General features: G+C 40.2%; 16 protein-coding genes and 1 pseudogene. 7 read left to right on the top strand and 10 right to left on the bottom strand.

The features are described from left to right. Window positions 1–6 precede the first annotated feature (6 nt). From der to ndk, 9 genes and pseudogenes are all read right to left on the bottom strand, one after another. Window positions 7–1,476: a ribosome biogenesis GTPase Der gene (gene der / locus AN392_RS00940; RefSeq protein ID WP_010389444.1), complete on the bottom strand. Its 1,470-nt coding sequence runs from the start codon at window positions 1,474–1,476 to the stop codon at window positions 7–9. Window positions 1,477–1,569: 93 nt separating this feature from the next. Then, window positions 1,570–2,748 carry an outer membrane protein assembly factor BamB gene (bamB, locus tag AN392_RS00935; RefSeq protein WP_055011539.1) on the bottom strand — a complete coding sequence of 393 codons (1,179 nt, stop codon included), beginning with the start codon at window positions 2,746–2,748 and terminating at the stop codon, window positions 1,570–1,572. 10 nt (window positions 2,749–2,758) lie between these two features. Further along, a complete protein-coding gene (locus tag AN392_RS00930) occupies window positions 2,759–3,379 on the bottom strand; it encodes a tetratricopeptide repeat protein (protein ID WP_054201417.1) in 621 nt (206 codons plus the stop codon). A gap of 44 nt (window positions 3,380–3,423) precedes the next feature. Next, entirely contained in the window at window positions 3,424–4,704 is a 1,281-nt protein-coding gene (gene hisS / locus AN392_RS00925; protein WP_010389440.1) for a histidine--tRNA ligase, read from the bottom strand. A 187-nt stretch (window positions 4,705–4,891) separates the two neighbouring features. Beyond that, on the bottom strand, window positions 4,892–6,010 hold the full coding sequence (ispG, locus tag AN392_RS00920; RefSeq protein WP_008111348.1) for a flavodoxin-dependent (E)-4-hydroxy-3-methylbut-2-enyl-diphosphate synthase: 1,119 nt from the start codon (window positions 6,008–6,010) through the stop codon (window positions 4,892–4,894). Window positions 6,011–6,015: 5 nt separating this feature from the next. Continuing rightward, on the bottom strand, window positions 6,016–6,885 hold the full coding sequence (locus AN392_RS00915; RefSeq protein WP_010389437.1) for a RodZ domain-containing protein: 870 nt from the start codon (window positions 6,883–6,885) through the stop codon (window positions 6,016–6,018). 372 nt (window positions 6,886–7,257) lie between these two features. Further along, window positions 7,258–8,157 (bottom strand): annotated as a pseudogene (gene pilW / locus AN392_RS00910) (type IV pilus biogenesis/stability protein PilW); the annotation flags it as partial. A gap of 114 nt (window positions 8,158–8,271) precedes the next feature. Beyond that, window positions 8,272–9,402 carry a bifunctional tRNA (adenosine(37)-C2)-methyltransferase TrmG/ribosomal RNA large subunit methyltransferase RlmN gene (locus AN392_RS00905; RefSeq protein WP_010389431.1) on the bottom strand — a complete coding sequence of 377 codons (1,131 nt, stop codon included), beginning with the start codon at window positions 9,400–9,402 and terminating at the stop codon, window positions 8,272–8,274. Between the two features lie 183 nt (window positions 9,403–9,585). After that, window positions 9,586–10,017 carry a nucleoside-diphosphate kinase gene (gene ndk, locus AN392_RS00900; protein ID WP_008111339.1) on the bottom strand — a complete coding sequence of 144 codons (432 nt, stop codon included), beginning with the start codon at window positions 10,015–10,017 and terminating at the stop codon, window positions 9,586–9,588. Between the two features lie 269 nt (window positions 10,018–10,286). Here ndk and AN392_RS00895 point away from each other — a divergent pair, with 269 nt between their 5' ends. The 7 genes from AN392_RS00895 to AN392_RS00865 all read left to right on the top strand — a co-directional run bounded on the left by AN392_RS00895 (window position 10,287) and on the right by AN392_RS00865 (window position 19,630). Next, complete coding sequence (locus tag AN392_RS00895; RefSeq protein WP_055011538.1) at window positions 10,287–11,612, top strand: PAS domain-containing methyl-accepting chemotaxis protein; 1,326 nt, start codon at window positions 10,287–10,289, stop codon at window positions 11,610–11,612. Between the two features lie 317 nt (window positions 11,613–11,929). After that, entirely contained in the window at window positions 11,930–13,315 is a 1,386-nt protein-coding gene (gene yegQ, locus AN392_RS00890) for a tRNA 5-hydroxyuridine modification protein YegQ (RefSeq protein WP_055011537.1), read from the top strand. A 10-nt stretch (window positions 13,316–13,325) separates the two neighbouring features. Next, on the top strand, window positions 13,326–13,571 hold the full coding sequence (locus tag AN392_RS00885) for a YfhL family 4Fe-4S dicluster ferredoxin (protein ID WP_055011536.1): 246 nt from the start codon (window positions 13,326–13,328) through the stop codon (window positions 13,569–13,571). A 282-nt stretch (window positions 13,572–13,853) separates the two neighbouring features. Beyond that, the gene (locus AN392_RS00880; RefSeq protein ID WP_055011535.1) at window positions 13,854–14,573 is read left to right on the top strand and encodes a Sir2 family NAD-dependent protein deacetylase; all 720 of its coding nucleotides are present in this window, start codon (window positions 13,854–13,856) and stop codon (window positions 14,571–14,573) included. A 154-nt stretch (window positions 14,574–14,727) separates the two neighbouring features. Further along, on the top strand, window positions 14,728–15,543 hold the full coding sequence (locus AN392_RS00875) for a TlpA disulfide reductase family protein (protein ID WP_055011534.1): 816 nt from the start codon (window positions 14,728–14,730) through the stop codon (window positions 15,541–15,543). A gap of 241 nt (window positions 15,544–15,784) precedes the next feature. Next, a complete protein-coding gene (locus AN392_RS00870; protein ID WP_055011533.1) occupies window positions 15,785–18,712 on the top strand; it encodes a TonB-dependent receptor in 2,928 nt (975 codons plus the stop codon). A gap of 120 nt (window positions 18,713–18,832) precedes the next feature. After that, on the top strand, window positions 18,833–19,630 hold the full coding sequence (locus AN392_RS00865) for a response regulator (protein ID WP_055011532.1): 798 nt from the start codon (window positions 18,833–18,835) through the stop codon (window positions 19,628–19,630). A 37-nt stretch (window positions 19,631–19,667) separates the two neighbouring features. On the opposite strand, the gene AN392_RS00860 is transcribed toward AN392_RS00865, so the two are convergent. After that, window positions 19,668–21,755: a bifunctional diguanylate cyclase/phosphodiesterase gene (locus AN392_RS00860; protein WP_055011531.1), complete on the bottom strand. Its 2,088-nt coding sequence runs from the start codon at window positions 21,753–21,755 to the stop codon at window positions 19,668–19,670. Window positions 21,756–21,870: the final 115 nt, after the last annotated feature.

Genomic DNA, 21,870 nt, shown 5'->3' with positions numbered 1-21,870 from the left:
AAATCGTTATGACTTATTGCGGTTTTCTTTACTAAACGCACGAATTTTACGTTTTTGCGACAGGGTTACTTTATTAGTACGCCCTGCAAATGGGTTATCGCCTTCTCTAAACTCAATTTTGATTGGCGTACCCATAATCTTAAGTGCTTTACGGTAGTAGTTCATGAGGTAGCGTTTGTAGCTATCAGGTAAATCGTGAACTTGGTTACCATGAATAACGATACGTGGCGGGTTATAGCCCCCAGCATGCGCATACTTAAGCTTAACACGACGTCCACGAACAAGTGGCGGCTGGTGGTCGGCCTGTGCCATGTCCATAATACGACGCAACATAGCAGTACTAATTCGCTTAGTTGCCGACTCATACGCTTCGTCAACTGATTCAAATAAATGGCCAACACCAGTACCATGCAGAGCAGAGATAAAGTGTAGGCGGGCAAAATCAATAAAGCCTAAACGACGATCAAGCTCAGTCTTAATACGGTCTTTAACGTAGTTATCTAGACCATCCCACTTATTCACGGCAATAACTAATGAGCGCCCTGAGTTAAGCGCAAAACCTAACAGGCTTAAGTCTTGATCAGAAATACCATCGCGTGCATCAACCACTAGTAGCACAACGTTACAATCTTCGATTGCTTGTAGCGTTTTAATGACTGAGAATTTCTCAACCACGTCACTTACTTTTTTACGTTTACGCACACCAGCGGTATCGATAAGAATATATTCTTTGTCGTTACGGGTCATCGGAATGTAAATTGAGTCGCGGGTTGTACCTGGCATATCGTATACAATAACACGGTCTTCACCTAGTATACGGTTAGTAAGGGTTGACTTACCTACATTTGGACGACCAATAATTGCCAGCTTTACCGGCTTGTCGGCAAACGCTTGGTGATCGGTGTCATCTTCTTCACCTTCTTGATATAAGTCGATAAGTTCTTCATCGTCATCGGCTACATCTTCATCAAGAGCGGCAAGTTCAGCAATAACAGGCTGAAGAGTTTGCTCAAGCAGTAAAGTAATACCACGGCCATGTGCGGCAGCGATATGATGAACTTCACCAAGTGAAAGTTGATAAAATTCAGCACAGTTTGAGTCGGCATCAATGCCGTCTGTTTTATTGGCAACAACAAAACATTTTTTCTCTTGCTTACGTAAGTGGTTAGCAATAGCTTGATCAGCCACTGTCATACCCACGCGAGCATCAACTAAAAATAAAACAATATCCGCTTCTTCAATGGCTAGTAATGACTGATCAGCCATTTCGGTTTCGATACCTTCTTCTGAACCATCAATACCGCCCGTATCTACCACGATAAATTCAAAGCCATCGTAATTTGCTTGGCCATATTTTCTATCACGCGTTAAGCCGGGAAAGTCGGCAACGAGTGCATCACGAGTACGTGTTAAACGGTTAAATAATGTGGATTTGCCCACATTGGGTCGCCCTACAAGAGCGATCACGGGAAGCATAAACTACCTCTTTAAAAAACAACAAAAGGCTTCGCAGTGCGAAGCCTTACAAAAAATAATTAACTATTAGTGCCTTACACTAATAGTAGACAGTTAGTTCGGTATTTTTACCGCGCTAACTTCACCATCGCGGGTGTATAAAATCAATTTATCGTCAGCGACAACGGGCTCAACAAAAAAACCTGAGCTGTCAAAGTCTTCACGAGATACTAGCTCGCCAGTTTCTTTATTTAACCAATGCAAATTGCCTTCTTGGTCACCTAACGCTAAATAATTACCGGCAACCGCTGGACCTGTTAAGTACCAGCCACGTAGAGCGGGTTGGCTCCAACGTTCAATGCCTGAATCTTTATCAAGTGCATAAACAACGCCGTTACTATCAACAACGTAAATTGTTTGCAAATCCATGCTAATTTCACGGTAGCTGCTGTATTCACGTTTCCATACAACATTACCTGAACGAATATCTACTGCTGATAAGTTACCATTGTATGCAATAGCATAAGCAAATGGACCGCTAATGATCGGCTGCGTATCTACATCAACTAAACGTTCAAACTCTGATGCGCCTTTTGGCACTGCAATTTCTGCACTCCATGCCGAGTAGCCACTCTCAGAAATTAAAACACTTAACTTACCTGTTTCTAGGCCTAGTAACACACCACCGTTAGCCACAGTAGGTGAACTTTGACCGCGTAAAGTCAGCGGTGGCACTTCTTGCTCAAAGCTCCAGCGTTCTTCACCAGTATCTGGGTGAAGCGCAAGTAACTTACCTGAGGCTAAATTTACAAAGATTAAGCCATCGCCTGCAGCGGGTTTAGAGAGTGATTCGCCAGGTACTTTCTTACGCCAGATTTCTTTACCAGTCTCACGGTCAAGTGCAATTACATAACCATGTTCAGAGCCTAAATAGATTTTACCATAAGCTTGTAATATTCCGCCTGATAATTTTGCACTATCGTTATCGCTCCAAGGCCAAAACGATAAATCTTGGCGAACGTCGGTTTCCCATTGGGTATCGCCATTGGCAAGTGATAAGGCTTCTACTTGGCCTTCACGGCTAGCAACATACACTGTCTCTTTATAAACAGCAGGTGATAAGCGTGAAAAGTAATGCTCTACACCACTACCAATTGATTCTTGCCATACCACATCAGTTTCAAATTGATTGGCTATTTCTGGAAGCACCAGTTCTTCTTCGTCATCACTTGAAGAACACCCCATTAGGGTTGCCATACATAGGGCAAGCGTTGCTGTTGTTATTTTTCTCATGCCTAAAACCTTATGCCGCTGGGCTAGTTACTGCTAGGTCATCTAACTTAATTTGTAAAAGAGGATTACTCGTTAATCCACCTGCATCAACAGCAGCTTGGTAAGCTACGCGTGCTTGCTCTTTATTGCCTTGTTGAGTGTAAATATCACCTTTTAATTCAGCCACATTTGCGTTAAATGCTTCAGGAAGAGGAGCATTTAATGTACTCAATGCATCATCGTATTGCTGCTGAGCAATTTGCACACGTGCTAAACGTGTTGTTGCAATGGCTTTAAGCTGGGCGTTATCAACGTTAGTTACAATCCAGCTTAATTTTTCATTTGCTAAATCTAAGTTTTGGGCATCTACAGCTTCTTTTGCAGCAACAAATGCCGCTAGAGTTGCGTACTGAGTGTCTTTGTTTTCACTGATAAATGCATCAGCAGACGCTAATACGCTGTCGCTTTCAACAAGCTTAGTGTATGCATCAGATGCTTGCTCTGCAGTCGTTATTTGATTTTGGTTGTATGCTTTCCAGCCATATAAACCACCTAAACCAACAATAACGCCTAACGCTAGTGAAAGGCCGTTTTCACGAAAAAAGCGTTTAATTGCTTCTGCTTGTTGTTCTTCTGTTGAATAAATTTCCATGCTTACCTCTGTTAAAGCGCTTCACTACTTACGCTTTATATAATTTAGCTATTAATTAGTTCTGCAAGTAACGTTTTAGCTTGTTCTAGTTCTAGTGTGACTTGTTCTTTACGTTCACGTAAGTATTTAATAGTCACAACGCCTTGCTCTAATTCATCTTCACCGATAATAATTGCGACGAGAGCATCGCTTTTATCAGCACGTTTAAGTTGTTTTTTAAAGTTACCACCGCCAGCGTGCACCATTACGCGTAATCCAGGTACATCACGACGTAAGGTAGATGCAATTATAGGCGCTTGAATACTGGCTTTGTCGCCCATAGCTGCTAAATATACATCAGCACTACGGCGTATGTCACCTACACATTCAAGTGCTTGAAGCAGTAAAACCAAGCGCTCTAAACCCATCGCGAAACCTACCGCAGGGGTTGATTTACCGCCTAATTGTTCTACTAAACCATCATAACGACCACCAGCACATACAGTACCTTGTGCACCTAAGCTGTCGGTTACCCATTCAAATACAGTGCGGTTGTAATAATCTAAGCCACGTACCAGCTTTTCATTAACCGTGTATTTGACGCCTGCGGCATCTAATCGTTCACATAAATTTTCAAAATGTTCTTTTGATTCAGCATCTAAATGTTCAGATAACTTTGGTGCATCGACTAAGATTGCCTGAATATCTGGATTTTTAGTATCCAAAACGCGCAGTGGGTTAGAGTACATACGACGTTTTGAATCTTCATCTAGTACATCGGTATGTTGTTCTAGAAAGGCGATTAAGGCATCGCGGTACTGTGCGCGAGCTTCGTTTGAACCTAATGAATTAAGTTCTAAACGCACATGGTCAGTAATGCCAAATGCTTCCCAAAGTTGCGCCGTGAGTAAAATAACTTCGGCGTCAATATCGGCGCTGGCAATACCAAAAGTCTCTAAACCAAACTGATGAAATTGACGGTAACGACCTTTTTGTGGGCGTTCATGGCGAAACATAGGGCCCATGTACCAAAGGCGTTGTTCTTGATTGTATAACAGGCCATTTTCGTTACCTGCACGTACACACACTGCAGTCCCTTCTGGGCGCAGAGTTAAATTGTCGCCGTTACGATCGGCAAAGGTGTACATTTCTTTTTCTACTATATCGGTTACTTCACCAATAGAGCGTTTAAATAGGTCGGTTGATTCTACAATTGGAAAACGAATTTCTTGATAACCAAACGATGATACGGTCTCGCGTAAAATGTGTTCTACTTTCTGCCAAACTTGCGTATCGCCTGGCAGGCAATCGTTCATACCGCGAACTGCCTGAATTTGTTTTGCCACTGATAAATCCTAAATCTGTTTATGTGCAACCCTGGGTTGCAACCACGTAAAACTAAAAAATCGACCCTGCATTATAACCTTAACTATAAGGTAATTGCGAGCGTAGCGGAGCGTACGTAATTTATACTACGTTGTGAATACCGCGACTAAAAAAGGTCATTTAAATACATAGTGTTGTAACAACACATCACTCTACGATTTTTATGTCGATTGGAGTTTGTTGTTGCTTCTGTTCAATGAAATCGCGTACATAGCCTTCAAGTTGATCAACAATATTATTGTTATCAATACGGGCTTTTTGGCGTTCGCCATTAATGTATAAACCTGAGCGACGGTTTGCGCCGGCAAGGCCAATATCACTCACTAATGCTTCGCCTGGTCCGTTAACCACACAGCCAATGACTGACACTGAAACTGGCTCAATAATATCTTCTAAACGCTCTTCAAGTTGATTCATGGTGCTTACTACATCAAACTCTTGGCGTGAACAGCTAGGGCAAGCAATAAAATTAATGCCGCGAGAACGAATACGCAATGATTTTAATATATCAAAGCCTACTTTTATTTCTTGAACTGGATCCGCTGCTAATGATACACGCAGCGTGTCACCAATACCTTCAGCCAATAACATGCCTAAACCAACGGCCGATTTAACCGAGCCAGAGCGCATGCCGCCTGCTTCGGTAATACCTAAATGCAGTGGCTGGTCGATTTCTTTTGCAAGTAGACGATACGCGCCAACCGCTAAAAATACGTCTGACGCTTTCACCGAGATTTTAAATTGGTCAAAGTCTAAGCGACGTAATATATCTACATGGCGCATAGCCGACTCAAGTAAGGCTTCAGGTGTTGGCTCGCCGTATTTTTCTTGTAGGTCGCGCTCAAGTGATCCACCATTTACGCCAATACGAATTGGAATGTTGTGCTCACGGGCTGAGTCGACAACCGCTCTAATACGCTCTTCACTGCCAATGTTTCCTGGGTTAATACGTAAACAATCAACGCCATACTTTGCTACTTTTAATGCAATGCGGTAGTCAAAGTGAATATCAGCAACCAGCGGTATCGATACCTGCTCTTTAATACTTTTAAATGCTTCAGCGGCATCCATAGTTGGAACAGATACACGGACTATGTCAGCACCGGCATCTTGAATCGCTTGAATTTGAGCTACAGTGGCATCAATGTCCATTGTGTCTGTGTTAGTCATTGACTGCACTGCAATTGGTGCACCATCACCAATTGGAACATTACCCACATTAATGCGGGTGGATTTTCTGCGTTTTATAGGAGATTCTGAAAACATAGCGACTACTCTGCTAAGGGTAATTTAAATTTAGCTAAACGGTTTTTAGGAAAAGCCGAAATATCAACTGGCTCACCATTTAGGGTAATACGAACAACATCGTGCTTGCCTAATACCACTGAAAAAGGCGCTACACCAGTCAAGGTCATTTCGTAGCCTGCTTTTTTTACACCAAATGCAATTTTCTCATCGTTGGCATCGTGGATTTCAACCCAGCTTTCGTCATTAAACATCATAATAATAGTGCTTAAATCACTGCTTGTTGGTTCACTTTGGCTTTGTGCATCGTTTAGGGGAGCAGCCTGAATTGTTTGTTGTTCATTGAATACGGTTGAGTTTGCTTGTGGTGCAGGCTCAATCTCATTTGATTGTGCTTCATCGGCAGCTTCTGCTAACAGTTTTGTGCTTTCTTGTTGCTCCGAGATGAGCGAGTTATTTGCATTAATAGTGTTAGTTTGTTCATCAATAGGCATTGCATTTTGCCACCACCATACGGCTGATGAGCCAATAACAATGGCTAAAATTAAATAACTTACCGTCATTAGTCGGCTGTCATGCGCTTCTTTTTCTGTACGTCTTGAAAAGCTTTGCATATCTACAGGCTTATCTGATGTGCTATAGGCTGGCAGCATAGTTAAAATAGCAGTGCTATCAATGTTTAGCGTGCGACAATAATTTTTTATGTAGCCTTTAACAAATGTTTTTGCGCCTAGTAAATGATATTCGTCGTTTTCAATATGCTCAACCTGCGATTCAGTCAACTTTAATAATGATGCAATCTTAGCAAGGCTAATGTTTGCATTTTCTCTATGTGTTTTTAGTATTTGACCTACAGAGGGTTCATCGTTCTGCGGTTGTGTATTATCTTCATTCATAATGTGTATCAGTTTGGATCCACTAGTAAAAGTTTATGTTTTGGCTTAACAACCAGAGTAAGACTTCGTTTTTATTTTTTGGTATTCGTTAATTCTTGTTACTAAGGCGCACTATAAAAAGGGACTACATTCAATATCTTAAAAACTATACCGTGTTTAGATAAAATTTATGTGTTTTTAAGTCCTTTAATACACCTTATTTGTAGCAGTTTAGCATTGTATCACACTGAAATGCTAAATTGCTTTACCCTAGAACAGGCTTTTACACATCATCCTTAAGGCTATATTTTGGTTTACAGCTAAAAGGTGTGTAATTATCTAGCGTATTTTTTTTGTTTGCTCACCTGACGCTTCGCTATTTGAAGCCGGTACTGGGCTTTTTTTACGAATAACCTTTATTTTCGGCTCAGCAATAATTTGATTGTTATTATTGCTTTCTTGTAATTCATCTAACTGTGCTTGGCGATATTTTTCACGTAGTACTTCAAATTCTGTTCGTCTTAACTGGTTATCGCGAATAGCGTTAGCTTGCATACTACTAGGGTAGGTTTGTAATAAGGTTGTCGCAATTTTTTCTGCTTCTTCAATTTTACCCATTCGTTGTTTAACCAAATAGCCAAGCAACAAAGCGCGAGAAGAAACTTGCGCGGTATCGTCATAACGTTTTATTAAGTTACTGGCTTTGTACAAGTCACTTTTTGCATAATACAGAGCTGCTAAACTTATTAATGTAGATGCGCGTTGTGAACTATGGTTTAGTGCCTGCTGAAAATAGCTTTCGGCGTTGGTGAAATCGTTAAACTCAATGGCACATAGAGCCAAATTTTCATAGCTTTGCGCTACACGAATATAACTGGGTATTTCAATCGCTTTTAAAAACTGATCGGTGGCGCGGTCATATTCATTAATACTACACAAAAACGTGCCGTAGTTGTTTAAGGTGTTAGGATCATTTGGCTTAATGGCCAACGCTTTTTGATAGGCTTTGTCGGCTAATCCGTTCTCGCCAACTTGTTGGTAATAGTATGCTAAAGAGTAGTGTACTTCGGGTAAGTTTGGGGCGTACTCGCTGGCACGTTCTAAGTTATATTTCGCTTGAGAGTTATTGCCTGTATTTAAATACTGTAATGCCAATGCTATGCGCGTGCGAGCTGCACCATCGTTATTAATTTTATTCTCGAGGACCGGTTTATCGCTGCCGTTGTAACTATTCTCGGTAACACAACCGCTTAAAAACAGTGTTGATAGTGCTAACGTAAGTAAAGATCGCATTACTTTGTCTCTTTATTTATATCCATAACCTCTATCTTACCTCAAAGCCTTTGTGTTGCATCATTTATTTAAAAATAAACGATATATCACAAAGGCTCTTGATTACTCAAAAAATTAGGCTTGATGAATATTTACTGCAATTGCATTGTCATCACGCATTTTCTTTTTCGCCATACGCTTCGTACGGTCTACAACATCGCCAGCTAACTGGCCGCAGGCAGCGTCAATGTCATCTCCTCGGGTACGACGAACAATACAGGTAATACCCGCAGCTTGTAATACTTTAGAGAAACGATCAATTCGACTGTTGCTTGAACGAGTATATTCATTACCTGGGAATGGGTTAAATGGAATAAGGTTTACCTTCGATGGTGTTCCTTTTAACGTTTTAACCAGTTCATGAGCCTGATCGGTACTATCGTTCACGCCGTTAAGCATTACATACTCAATAGTTACATCTTTGTTGGCTTTTGAACCGTCAATGTAACGACGACACGCAGCTAAAAACTCTTCAATTGGGTATTTTTTATTGATCGGTACTAAAATATCACGCAGGGCGTTATCTGGCGCATGCAATGAAATTGCCAGTGCTACGTCTATTTTTTCTTTCAATAAATCAAGGGCAGGTACCACACCTGAGGTGCTTAATGTAACGCGGCGTTTAGATAAACCAAAGCCCCAGTCGTCCATCATTAATTCCATCGCCGGTACCACGTTTTTAACGTTAAGTAACGGCTCGCCCATACCCATCATCACTACGTTAGTGACAGGACGTTTTTCGCTGTTGCCATCAAGGCCAATATCTTTGGCTACTCGCCATACTTGGCCGATAATTTCAGACACTTTTAAGTTACGGTTAAAGCCTTGTTGAGCTGTTGAGCAAAAAGTACATTCTAGTGCACAGCCCACTTGAGAAGATACACATAGCGTGGCGCGATCTTTTTCTGGGATCCAAACTGCTTCAACTTCTTGACCGCCTTCTAAAACGAGTGCGTATTTGATGGTACCGTCGCTGGCTTGTTGGCGAACTGATATTTCTGGTGCAACAATTTCGCATTCATTTTTAAGCTTTTCTTTTAGCTTTTTGTTTACGTTACTCATTTCGTCGAAATTATCTACGCCAAAATGATAAATCCATTTCATCACCTGATCGCCACGGAATGGCTTTTCACCGAATGATACAAATAGCTCTCGCATTGCATCTCGGTTTAAATCTAATAAGTTAATCTTTTTTTGCTCGGTCATGTAACAACCTCAATCGGTGGCGGTGATGGTAAAAATTTACAAGGACGAATTGTACACAATTTATCCACTCTAATCATTAAGTAAAACATTATAAATAAACGGCTAATACTTTACTTAATGACTAAAAAAGGGCTCGAAAGCCCTTTTCATACTTTGCATCACAGGGTTAGCTGTGAACTCGAATTAACGAGTACGTGGGCAAAGTTCTTCGTCAGCGAAGAAGTACGCGATTTCGCGAGCAGCAGATTCAACAGCGTCAGAACCGTGAACCGCATTTTCGTCGATGCTATCAGCGTAGTCTGCACGTAAAGTGCCAGCTAGTGCTTCAGCAGGGTTAGTAGCACCCATGATTTCACGGTTTTTAAGAACAGCGTTTTCGCCTTCAAGAACGGTAACCATTACTGGGCCAGAAGTCATGAAAGATACTAAAGCGCCAAAGAAAGGACGTTCGCTGTGTTCAGCGTAGAAACCTTCAGCTTTCTCTTGTGAAAGGTGAACCATTTTAGCTGCAACGATTTTAAGACCCGCAGTTTCGAAACGGTTGTAGATTGCGCCGATGTGGTTTTTAGCAACTGCATCAGGTTTTACGATTGAAAAAGTACGCTCTAAAGCCATCTTTGTGCTCCAATAATTTAAATAAAAGGTTGAATATTAACGGGCGCGAATTATACGCGTTTTAGTCGAAAAAACCTAATTTATTCTACGTTGACGAATATTTTAATTTAACAACCTATACTTACTGAACTAAAAAAGTGGCTATAACGTTAATATGAGTTTATAAATTAGTGCCACATCTGATTTGTATTTTTTTAGTCATAGCGATTATCAATGCGTCTATCGACTCCAAATGCATGAAGAATACATGCAAACTTTAAGGTAAAAATATGTTTTTTAACCAACCTTTAAAAACTCAAATTGCTGATTTACAAAGTAAGCTTTCTGTGAGGGAGCAGGTTAAGCAAAGTTTAGACAGTGAAATGCTGGTATTAGAGCTTGATAAACAAGGTGCTATTTTAAGACAAAATAAAAACTTTGAGCGAGAGTTTAACTACTCAAATAATAAAATAATTAATAAAAACATTTTAGATTTCATTTCAGAAAATGCGAGAAATAACGTTGATTTTCATGCCTTTAAAAAAGCGTTAAGTAAAGCCGAACATTTTGCTGGCGCTATTCAAGTATCCCACGAAAACGGACAACGAGATTGGTTACGCTGTATTTTACACCCAATAAAAAATGAGCAAGGTCAGCTTGAGTATTTAACCCTGCATTGCACTGTGCTTACACAAATAATTGAAAGCTCAAGAGAAAACGAAGATTTAATCAAAGCATTGCATCGTTCAACAGCGGTTATTGAGTTCGATACACAGGGTATGGTTCTGCGTGTTAATGACAACTTCTTAAAAAGTATGAATTATTCAAGACAAGATGTGGTGGGCAAACATCATGGTATGTTCTGTGATGAGCAAGAAGCGAGTAGTAAAGAGTATCAAGTCTTCTGGCAACGGTTGCGCAATGGCGAGTTTATTGCGAGCAGATTTAAACGTATTGATAAGCACGGTCATGAGGTGTGGTTAGAAGCATCATATAATCCGATTTTTAATGAAGCCAATGAGCTCTACAAAGTAGTAAAATTTGCCACGGTGATCACTGATCAAGTAGAAAGAGAACTGGCTACAGAGCAAGCGGCAAATATTGCGCATGGCACCTCTATCGAAACTGACAATAACGCGGATAAAGGCGCGGAGGTGGTACAAAAAACTGTACAGGTTATGAACGAATTGTCGGTACAAATGGAGCAAGCTGCTCAAGAAATTTCAGCATTAGATAAACAATCGCAACTTATTGCGAGCATAGTGCAGAGTATTAGCAGCATTGCTGATCAAACTAATTTATTGGCGCTTAATGCGGCTATTGAGGCCGCGCGTGCTGGCGAGCAAGGCCGTGGGTTTGCCGTAGTGGCTGATGAAGTGCGTTTACTTGCCTCAAGAACCAGTAAAGCTACCGAAGAAATAGTGGATGTTGTACAGCAAAACCAAAATTTAACTCAATCAACCGTTGCTGTAATTGGGCAAGGTAAAAATAAAGCGCAACAAGGCTTAGGCCTTTCCAAAGAATCTGGTGATGTAATGAGTGATATTAAAAAAGGCGCGCAACAAGTTGTTGATGCCGTTAGTCAATTCTCGAACCAATTAAGCAGTAAAAAATAACTTAAATCTGCTGCTCTTCATTTATTATCGTAGAAGAGAAATTTTGATGATCTTGATCAAGGTTTCTCTTTTGCCCCCTCATTATACTTGCGCGGTTTATTTTCCTTAATACCAATTCGCTTAATTAAGTGGTCTATTTTGAGGCTGGAAAAACGTGTTGATAGCTAGGCAAAAAACTTGCTATTTAGTTGTTCTAAATGAGATTTTTTAACGCAGGTAGCGACACGTTTAGCCCCGTAAAATGATTAAGTATTATTGCGGGTTGGTATAATTATTCATGCAACCGACTTGAACTCGGTTCGATGTATGGAGCGCACATGTCAGCAGTTACTTCTTCAACCCCGTTTATTCCTGAACTACTTTGCCCAGCAGGTAGCTTAAAAAACATGCGTTATGCCTTTGCCTATGGGGCAGACGCTGTTTATGCAGGCCAACCTCGTTACAGTTTAAGGGTTCGCAACAACGAATTTGATTTAGATACATTACAAATAGGTATTAACGAAGCACATGCGCTAAATAAAAAGTTTTATGTAGTGTCTAATATTGCCCCACACAATGCGAAAGTAAAGTCGTATTTACGTGATATAGAGCCAGTAATTGCTATGAAACCTGATGCATTGATCATGTCTGATCCGGGTTTAATAATGCTAGTACGTGAAAAGTGGCCCGATATGCCAATTCATTTGTCGGTTCAAGCCAATGCAGTAAACTACGCAAGCGTATTGTTTTGGGCAAAGCAGGGGATTGAACGGGTAATTTTATCTCGCGAGTTATCGCTTGAAGAAATAAGTGAAATACGCTCTTTATGCCCAGAAACAGAACTAGAAGTATTTGTCCATGGTGCTCTGTGTATGGCCTATTCAGGGCGCTGTTTACTCTCAGGCTATATTAATAAGCGCGATCCTAACCAAGGCACGTGCACTAATGCGTGTCGTTGGGAATACGATGTTAAACCAGGCACTGAGAACGAAACCGGTGAAATGGTACATAAAATCGATCCTAAAACGGTTATACCTACGTTAGGTAAAGGCGCGCCAAGTAACGATGTATTTATGCTTGAAGAGCAAGGCCGCCCAGGTGAATACATGCCCGCATTTGAAGACGAGCATGGTACTTATATCATGAACTCAAAAGACTTACGCGCTGTGCAATACGTAGAGCGGCTAACAAAAATGGGGGTGCATAGCTTAAAAATAGAAGGGCGTACTAAGTCATTTTATTATGTTGCGCGTACCGCTCAGGTGTATCGTAAAGCGATTGACGACGCCGTTGCAGGTAAACCATTCGATGCTGATTTATTCAAAACTCTTGAGAACCTAGCGCACCGTGGTTACACCGAAGGATTTTTAAAGCGCCACGCCCACCAAGATTATCAAAATTACGAATACGGCCATTCAGTTTCTACCAAGCAGCAATTTGTAGGTGAAGTACTTGGTCGTAATGTTAATGGTTTAGTTGAAATAGATGTAAAAAATAAATTTTGTGTTGGTCATTCATTAGAGCTAATGACGCCAAAAGGCAATATTAGCTTTACCCTTGAGAGTATGGAAAACAAAAAAGGCGAAAGTATTACTGATGCTAAAGGCTCTGGCCATATCGTAAAAATTCCAATGCCTGACACTATCGATTTAGAGCACGCCATACTGATGCGCAACTTGGATGAAAACCAAGACACCCGCAATCCTTTCAAACAAGCTGTTTAACGGGTAAATCATGGCTCTACTCATAAATAGCAAATGCATTAACTGTGATATGTGCGATCCAGAGTGCCCAAATGAAGCAATTTATATGGGCGCTAAAATTTACCAAATAGACCCTGAAAAATGCACAGAATGTGTAGGTCATTACGACAAGCCAACGTGCGTCAGTGTATGCCCCATTGACTGCATAAAGCCCGATCCTAATCATCGAGAAAGTGTGGACGAACTGGCTGAAAAGTATGTGAGGTTGGTAGGTTAGTTGCTCAATAAGTAGATTAACGATCTGTTTTTATTAGAAAGCTAAGTGCATTGTAACTAATTAGTTGCTGTGATTGTTGTTATAGTTCTCAATATCTCAACAATTAAAGAAGGCTTTGTAGTGCACTTGAGCGAAACTAAAAGTATAAAGAGTTTCTTTGGTACCCGTGTTTATTTAAGTTAATGGCCGTAGCTTAAAATAATTTAATAGCAAAAAAAGTGAAGCCTCAAATATACAGTGTCATAAAGTATTATAGGTTTATTGAAAATAATAGATGGCTTTATGAATACATTATACATTACAGGTGCTGGAGTGAGTGCCGCTAGTGGTATTCCTACTTTTCGTGGTGAGGATGGCTTTTGGACCATTGGTAGTAAAAATTATACGCCGATGGAAATGGCCACTCGCGCAATGTATGAAAATAACCCGAGTGAGTTTTTAGCTTGGTATTATCATCGCTTTGCAACTTACCGTAATCATGGCCCTAATGAAGTGCATCATTGGCTTAGTGATAAAAACTTAATAACTCAAAATATTGATGGGCTTGATGGTAAGGCGGGTAATAAAGATTACATTGCGATTCATGGTCGGCTTGATCAAATGACGCTGTTTCATCATCAGGGCGATGATGTCACACCACAAGCTACGCTATGGAGTAATGTTGATGAGAGCAACTTACATCGCTCTCTACTTGAGTTATTCAATATTGAAAACCATCAGCCAAAGCTTAATCATTCTTTAAAGCCCTTTGTATTGTTATTTGATGAATATTACACTGAGCTTTATCGTATTAGTGAAGCACAATCGCGGATGCTTACGGCTGATAAAATGGTATTTATGGGGACCTCTTTTAGTGTAAACATTACCCAAATGGCACTAGAGATTGCACGTAATTATGCTATTCCAATTGAAATTGTTGACCCTGAACCTACTCATGTACTGCACTCAAATGTAAGTTATAAAAAAATGACTGCATTGGAGTACATACAGCAACAAGGTTAACTAGGTAACTAGGTTATATATTGCTGCTGGTATACATAATTTATTATGCGTTATTAATAATCAGTACAGCTTACATTATGTTATTGTTGGCATTTAATTCACGCTGGTACTCGTTATTTTAGGTACTTAAATACATTATAAGAAGTCGGTAGCAATGTTAAGTATTTCTCTAGGGCCTTTGGTTATTTCTATTTCACAGTTAATTATTTTTTTAGGGTTAGGCATTTTCTGGGGGCTTACCTATTTATTGACGCGTCAACACCCATTACAAAAAGCGATTTTAGACACAGTCTTTAAAGCGATTGTTGTGGGCTTTTTAGTCTCGCGTTTAGCGTTTGTGTTTACTATGTGGGATGCCTATCAAGGTAACTGGTGGCAGCTTTTTAATATTAGCGACGGTGGCTTTATCGGTTATTATGGCTGGCTCAGCGGTATAGTTGTTTTAGCGTTTTATGCGCGTGGTAAAAAAGCGGTAATGAAAAACTACGCTATTGCTGGGTTTGTAGGTTTTTGTTCAATGATTATTCCTAACTTTGCGCTGTCTATTTATCAAACGGGTGTGCAGTTACCACAGTCTGTTGTGCATAACATTCAAGGCCAGCAAGTTAACTTACAAAACTTTAAAGGTAAGCCGGTGGTTATTAACTTTTGGGCGTCGTGGTGTCCGCCGTGTCGAAAAGAGATGCCGGTGCTACAAGCGGCTCAAAAAAATAACCCAAATATTACGGTGGCGTTTGTCAATCAAGGTGAAGACTTACACACGGTAAAAGCGTTCCTTAATGAACAGCAACTCGACCTTAATCATGTGTTTTTTGACCAAAGCAGTAATGTGAGTCGCGAATCAGGTGCTGCGGGCTTACCAACCACTTTGTTTTATAATAGCCAAGGTGAGTTAGTTACTAGTCATATGGGAGAACTTTCTCATGCGAGTTTAGACTATTATATCCAAGCTATTAGTGATAAAAAATAACAGTGCCTGTTGTTTGGTCTAGTTACTCCTTCCTAAGCAGCTAAATAGTTATTTTGCTGCTTAACTTCTTGTTTATATTTGAATTGACTATTTATTGACAAGACATTCAGTTACTCATCAGTTTGCATTAACAAGCTATTAAGCTTGGTTATGTAAAATACAGCTACTTTTTTCGTACCATCTTTAGCTAGTACGATCATCTTTAAGTATTAACTGTATTTTAAATGGAACTGTTAAAACTATGACCGCTCATCGGAAAACCAACGCTTCACATCACTCACTCCCACTTTTTATTAAATCAACGCTGTGCATCTCTATTTTATCTGTGATTAATCATGCATATGCTGATGAAGCAGCAGATAAAGCATTAAGAAGTAAAGATATGGAAGTAATTGAGGTACGCGGTATCCGTTCCAGTATGGCGGCTAATTTAGATATAAAACGTTTGTCTAGCTCTGTGGTTGATGCGATTACAGCGGAAGATATTGGTAAGTTCCCTGATAAAAATGTCGCAGACTCATTACAACGCGTACCAGGGGTAGTGATTGACCGTGACGGAGGCGAGGGCTCATCGGTAAGTATTAGAGGGTTATCATCTGAACTCACCTTTTCTCAGTTAAATGGTAATTTTATTGCGTCATCACCAGGCGAGCCATCTCGTTCGTTTGATTATGCATTACTCCCCTCAGCCATGATTGAAAGCGTGGAAGTGTATAAATCACCAGAGGCACGTTTAGATGAAGGTGGAGTGGGCGGCACGGTATTAATGCATAGTCGTAAGCCGCTAAGTATGGATGCAAACTCAGGGGTGATTAATATTGAAAGCACTTATGCCGATGTGACTGAAGAATCTGAGCCGCAAGTAACCGCACTTTATTCTTGGAAGAACGATGCTGATACTTTTGGTGTGTTGTTTGGTTACACCTCACAAAAACGCACTAACCGAACTCTTTCGGGTGGCACCGATGCAAATGTGTGGCGCTTTATTGGTGAAAACCCGGTTGATGTTAATGGCGCGCCGGTTGAAAATAATAATCAGTGGGGTTCAATAAGCGATGCTCGGGGCAATAACTATGACAATGTCTGGTTCCCTCAAGTGGTTCGTGGCTCAATTGTAAACGAATTACGTGAGCGAGAAGGGATACAATTTAGCACGCAGTGGCGCCCAACTAGCCGAGTAGAAATTGGTTTTAACTATTTTGGATTTTCACTTGATAAAAATAGAACTGAGTCGGTGATTGATATACCTGAGTGGTCTTTAAATCCTGACTTTTTAACCGATGTAAGTTTGGATGAGTCGGGCACGATAGTTAATGGAATGCAATTTGATGCAGCTGCAAGTGGCATAGAAAATGATATGCAATTGCCGTGGATGCGAGGCAGCTATGTGCGTGAAGAGTCAACCTCTGACACTTTTGATCTCAACTTAACCTACGAAGGTGATTACTTCAAAGCCCGTTTTGTGGCGGGTAATACACGTTCTGAAGGTGGCCCGAAAGAGAGTTGGGAAGCAGCCTATAAAAGTTCTAACGCGGGTGAAAATGAAAACCGCATAGAAAATGCCGCGCAAACAGCGGGTTGGAAAATTAATGAGAATGATATTAGTTTAAATATAGATCCAAATACGTTAGCTAACTTACTCAATGGTGTGGGTGGTGGGCGCGATCCGGGTTCGTCAAATTCAAGTTTTGTGCGTAGTGAACTTGAAGAAGATTACTACCAAGCTGATTTTGATATTTATACCGATTGGGGCATTTTAAGAACAATTAAAACTGGGGTTAAGTATCGAGAAGCTACGCTTCACCGCGAAACCGGTAATACCTTCTTTTTAGATCCTAATTTTGATATTGCCGCAGCAGAAGCCAGTAAGGGTGGGATCACACGCTTTGATAGTTACCAGTGGAATAACGGTATGCCACTAGCACAAGATGTGTTTATCAACGAAGGTAATATTGCGGGTGGTTTTAACATAAACCAAATGCCTGGCATTGATTGGGATAAATACCGCGATATTGTGACCAGTCATTATGTGCCGTATACACGCAAAGAAGATAACTTTATTTATGATATTGAAGAGCAAATAGCGGCATTTTATTTACAAGGTGATTTTGAATTTGATAGCGTGCGCGGTAATTTAGGGGTACGTGTTGTACGCACGAAAACCATGACATCATCAACCGATCTATACACATATTTGCTGGATCATACTGACGATGAAAGCGGGGAGGCGGTAACCGGAGACGATAGATTTGTTGAAGATTATCAACTCATTACTCAAGAGAATACCGATACCCAAATTTTACCTAGCTTTAATATTGCATGGGATGCTAGCGACGATATTGTTGTGCGCGGCGCTATTGCAAAAGTAATGTCTCGCCCTGATTATGCCGACCTAGGTGCGCAACAACGCATTACGTTTGTTTCAGATGAGTGGGCCGACGACAGAGCTGAATTTAATGAAATTCCGGGTTTTAGTGGCAGTGGCGGTAATAAAAACTTAAAACCGTTTGAGTCGGTGCAAGCTGATTTATCTATTGAATATTATTACAGCGAAGGCTCTGCTGTTGGTTTAGCACTATTTCATAAAACGGTTGATAATTTTGTTGTTCCTTTAGTTATTGACGTACAACAAGATTTTGCAGGTAAAGAGGGCATAGTTGATTCGGGAAATATTACTGTGTCGCCGTATAGCACTGTAGGCAATGGCACTGATGCCGTATCTAAAGGGGCGGAAGTATTTATACAGCATGCCTTTGATAGTGGCTTTGGCTTTTATGCAAATTACACCTATAACAAAACCAATAAGGCCGATGTAGAAGTAGATGGTAAAGAGTTTGGTAAATCGCCTTTAATTGGCAGTGCTAAATATCAATACAACACTTCGATATATTATGAGGGAGATGCTTTTAATATTCGTGCTTCTTATAACAAACGCGGTGAAACCGTGTTGGGTTTAAATAGTGGTTTAAACGTGTATCAAGACCCATACGAGCAAGTTGATGTAAATGCATCAATTACTTTATTAGAGGACTTGAGCCTGACAGCCGCGGTGATTAATTTAACTAAATCTGAGTCGGTAAAGCGCCTAGGTAATGACACAGAGTCTCGGCTATTAAACTCAAGTTATTCAGGCAGACGTTATTATGCGGGGATAAACTATCGTTTTTAAGCTGAGTTTGTTGAGTTTGGGTAAACAAGTTGTTTTGTTGCTGTTTTAGCTTTTTCTTGTAAGTTATTACTTTATAATGAGCATTATAAAAATTATTTAATTAATATTAACAGGATTGAAATGAGTGATTTAACGGCAATAGCCAACTTATCTATTTTATTAGTTGAGCCTTCTGAAGTGCAACAAAAGCTAATAAAAAAATCACTGGCTCAGTGTGGTGTTACACAAATTGAAACGGCCAGCACTCAAGAAAATGCGCTGGCCGCTTTATCAAAGTATCACCCCGATTTAGTGATCAGCAGTATGTATTTTAGCGACGGTACTGCAGACTCTTTATTACAGGCAATACGCAGTAACAGTAATACTGAGCAGCAGGCGTTTATGCTGGTGTCGAGCGAACGTAATAAGCGCCATTTAGAGCAACTTAGGCAATCGGGCGTATTAGCTATTTTACCTAAACCGTTTAATGCCGACGAGATCACCCGTGCGCTTAAAGCAACTCTGGATATTATTAGCGAGCAAGAGGTGGAGCTAGAGCACTTTGATGTCACTTTACTTCGTGTGTTGGTGGTTGATGACAGTCGCTTTGCACGAAAACATATAATACGAGTGCTAGCGGGAATGGGTATTCCTGAACCTGTAGAGGCTGAAGACGGTAAACAAGCGATTGAAATGCTTAATAATCAATCATTCGATTTAATTGTTACAGATTACAATATGCCAGAAATGGATGGTAAAGAGTTAACTGAAACCGTTAGAAAATCGAATGCTTACTCACATATTCCAATCCTGATGGTCAGCTCAGAAGCCAACGATACTCATTTAGCTAATATTGCTCAAGCCGGTGTGGATGCCATTTGTGACAAACCATTTGAACCTGCAACGGTGCGCGATTTGCTTTTTAAAATCATGAGTTAACTCGCAGCTGTAAAAGCACTTTTTAACTAAAGTGCTTTTAAGTCGCTTTGCAGTAATGTAATGAAAAATTAAGTAACTTGGCACCAGATAAGGGCTTACTTAAATAAAACCCCTGAGCAATATCGCAGTTTAGCTCGTTGAGTAAATCTAGCTGCTCTTTGGTTTCTACTCCCTCTGCAACTACTTTCATTTCTAGGCTGTGTGACATAGCTATGGCCGCTTTTACTAAATTACAGTCGGCCTTGTTATCTGTTATCCCTGCAATAAAGCTACGGTCAATTTTTAGCACATCAAAAGGGTATTCTCGTAAGTAACTTAATGATGAATAGCCTGTGCCAAAGTCGTCCATTGAAAGTTTTATGCCCAGCTCATCAATTTGCACTAAGGCATCATGAATTGAGGCTTGGCTATTCATTAGTACCCCTTCGGTAATTTCCAGCTCTAAGCATTCATTATTAATGCTATTTTTATGTAGAGTATGTTTAATTATATTAACCAGTTCCGGATCTCTGAATTGGCGCGGCGATAAATTAATCGCCATGGTATAGTTTTGCTGGTTAATTGATTGCCATTCATTCAAAAAGCGTAAGGCTTGTTGAAGAACAAATAAACCAATAGGCGCAATCAAGCCTGTTTGCTCTGCAATGGGAATAAATTCATCAGGGGTGATTTCCCCTAACACTATATTATGCCAACGTAGCAAGGCTTCAGCGCCAATGATGGTGTTTGTTTTTACATCTATTTGCGGTTGATAATAAAGCTCAAATTCGTTTCGCTCTAGGGCTCCATGCATTTGCTCTTCTATTTCAAAACGCCGGCGCATAGCAACGTTCATTTGCGGGGTAAAAAAAGAGGAGGTATTGCGCCCCATCGCTTTTGCTTGGTACATAGCGGTGTCGGCATTACGTAACAACACCGAGGCACACGTACCGTCTTTGGGAGAAATCGCAATACCAATACTTAATGTCAGTATTAAGTCTCTGCCTTCGAGCTTGAAGGGTTTTCTAAATGCTTGAAGTAACCGCTCAGCAATTGCTAAAGCATCATTTTCATCGTTTAAACTGGATATTAAAACAATAAATTCATCACCCCCTAATCGACCGACAGTGTCATTTTGCTTTAGTGTTTGCTGTAATCTAGCGGCTGCTGCAATTAACAGTTTATCGCCTACTTCATGCCCTAATGAGTCATTCACTTTTTTAAAGTCATCAAGGTCTAAAAAAAACACTGCGGCTTTTTCATGACTCTTTTGTACTTCCATTAATATTTGTGACAAGCGATCTAAAGACAAAAAGCGGTTAGGCAAATCGGTTAAGCTATCAAAGAGAGCCTGATGACGGATCAATTCTGCTGAGCGGTGTGGTTCGCTAATATCACGGATAATCACCATGATTTGGTTTTTTTTGGGCAGTAAGCGCAATCTCGCCTCATAATAGATTACGCCTTCAGGCATGCTCAATTCATATTCAAAACTGACCATACTGTTTTGAGCTATTGTTTTTTCTATATGAATTTGAAATTTTTCCGCTACTTTTTCAGGCAGTACATCAATCATTTTTTTACCAATAAACTGCTCAGGTGAAATATACAGGTCCTTACTATTATTAACATGGTAATCAGCAATGATGCCATTTTGCTCTAGTACAAAAAATAAGTCGGGAATGGCTTCAAAGATAGTCTTCAACATACTGGCATTAAATGTGGCTTCTGCTTGTGCCTTGTGAACCTCAGAAAGGTCAATATCAATACAGTACATTTGTTTGGTATTGTATTGATTAGTAAACATAACATGGCTTGAAAATACAGCCACATCATTACCCTCTTTATGTTTGAGGATAAGCTCTGAGGCGGGAATTTCAATATCATGCTTAATCCAATTACTATGGGCTTCAATTACGGGCTCTCGCATTGGTGTGGGTATTATTAAATCTTCGAGTTTTTTGCCAATGGCTTCCTGTTGCGAATACCCATAAAGCAATTCACTGCCTTTATTCCAATAAATTACACGCCGTTGCTCATCATAACCTTGCACCGATATAGAATCGACTGCATCAAATAGTTGATGCAACGGATCATTAGTAACATATTGATGGGCTGGCATATTATGGGCTTTATGGGGATCCATTAAATGGGTTCCAGTTATTGAATTACTTTATTTATATATTAGACATAAAGTTGAGATTTAGCATGGTAAGGGAGGTTTCAATGTGTGACTTTTCATTGATTTAGTCGAAAGTAAT

Origin of the sequence: Pseudoalteromonas sp. P1-16-1b (genome assembly GCF_001401785.1) — a bacterium.
GTDB lineage: Bacteria > Pseudomonadota > Gammaproteobacteria > Enterobacterales > Alteromonadaceae > Pseudoalteromonas > Pseudoalteromonas undina.
The sequence above is the reverse complement of the archived record's forward strand: the minus strand, read 5'-3'. Positions and strand labels throughout refer to the sequence as shown.

Bases quoted from the DNA above. Each gene is read 5' to 3' on its own strand.
- yegQ (WP_055011537.1), top strand. From the start codon at position 11,930: ATGTCAGCAGTTACTTCTTCAACCCCGTTTATTCCTGAACTACTTTGC.
- AN392_RS00885 (WP_055011536.1), top strand. From the start codon at position 13,326: ATGGCTCTACTCATAAATAGCAAATGCATTAACTGTGATATGTGCGAT.
- ispG (WP_008111348.1), bottom strand. From the start codon at position 6,010: ATGTTTTCAGAATCTCCTATAAAACGCAGAAAATCCACCCGCATTAAT.
- AN392_RS00860 (WP_055011531.1), bottom strand. From the start codon at position 21,755: ATGGATCCCCATAAAGCCCATAATATGCCAGCCCATCAATATGTTACT.
- AN392_RS00870 (WP_055011533.1), top strand. From the start codon at position 15,785: ATGACCGCTCATCGGAAAACCAACGCTTCACATCACTCACTCCCACTT.
- AN392_RS00930 (WP_054201417.1), bottom strand. From the start codon at position 3,379: ATGGAAATTTATTCAACAGAAGAACAACAAGCAGAAGCAATTAAACGC.
- AN392_RS00875 (WP_055011534.1), top strand. From the start codon at position 14,728: ATGTTAAGTATTTCTCTAGGGCCTTTGGTTATTTCTATTTCACAGTTA.
- der (WP_010389444.1), bottom strand. From the start codon at position 1,476: ATGCTTCCCGTGATCGCTCTTGTAGGGCGACCCAATGTGGGCAAATCC.
- AN392_RS00895 (WP_055011538.1), top strand. From the start codon at position 10,287: ATGTTTTTTAACCAACCTTTAAAAACTCAAATTGCTGATTTACAAAGT.
- AN392_RS00880 (WP_055011535.1), top strand. From the start codon at position 13,854: ATGAATACATTATACATTACAGGTGCTGGAGTGAGTGCCGCTAGTGGT.
- AN392_RS00915 (WP_010389437.1), bottom strand. From the start codon at position 6,885: ATGAATGAAGATAATACACAACCGCAGAACGATGAACCCTCTGTAGGT.
- ndk (WP_008111339.1), bottom strand. From the start codon at position 10,017: ATGGCTTTAGAGCGTACTTTTTCAATCGTAAAACCTGATGCAGTTGCT.
- bamB (WP_055011539.1), bottom strand. From the start codon at position 2,748: ATGAGAAAAATAACAACAGCAACGCTTGCCCTATGTATGGCAACCCTA.
- AN392_RS00865 (WP_055011532.1), top strand. From the start codon at position 18,833: ATGAGTGATTTAACGGCAATAGCCAACTTATCTATTTTATTAGTTGAG.
- AN392_RS00905 (WP_010389431.1), bottom strand. From the start codon at position 9,402: ATGACCGAGCAAAAAAAGATTAACTTATTAGATTTAAACCGAGATGCA.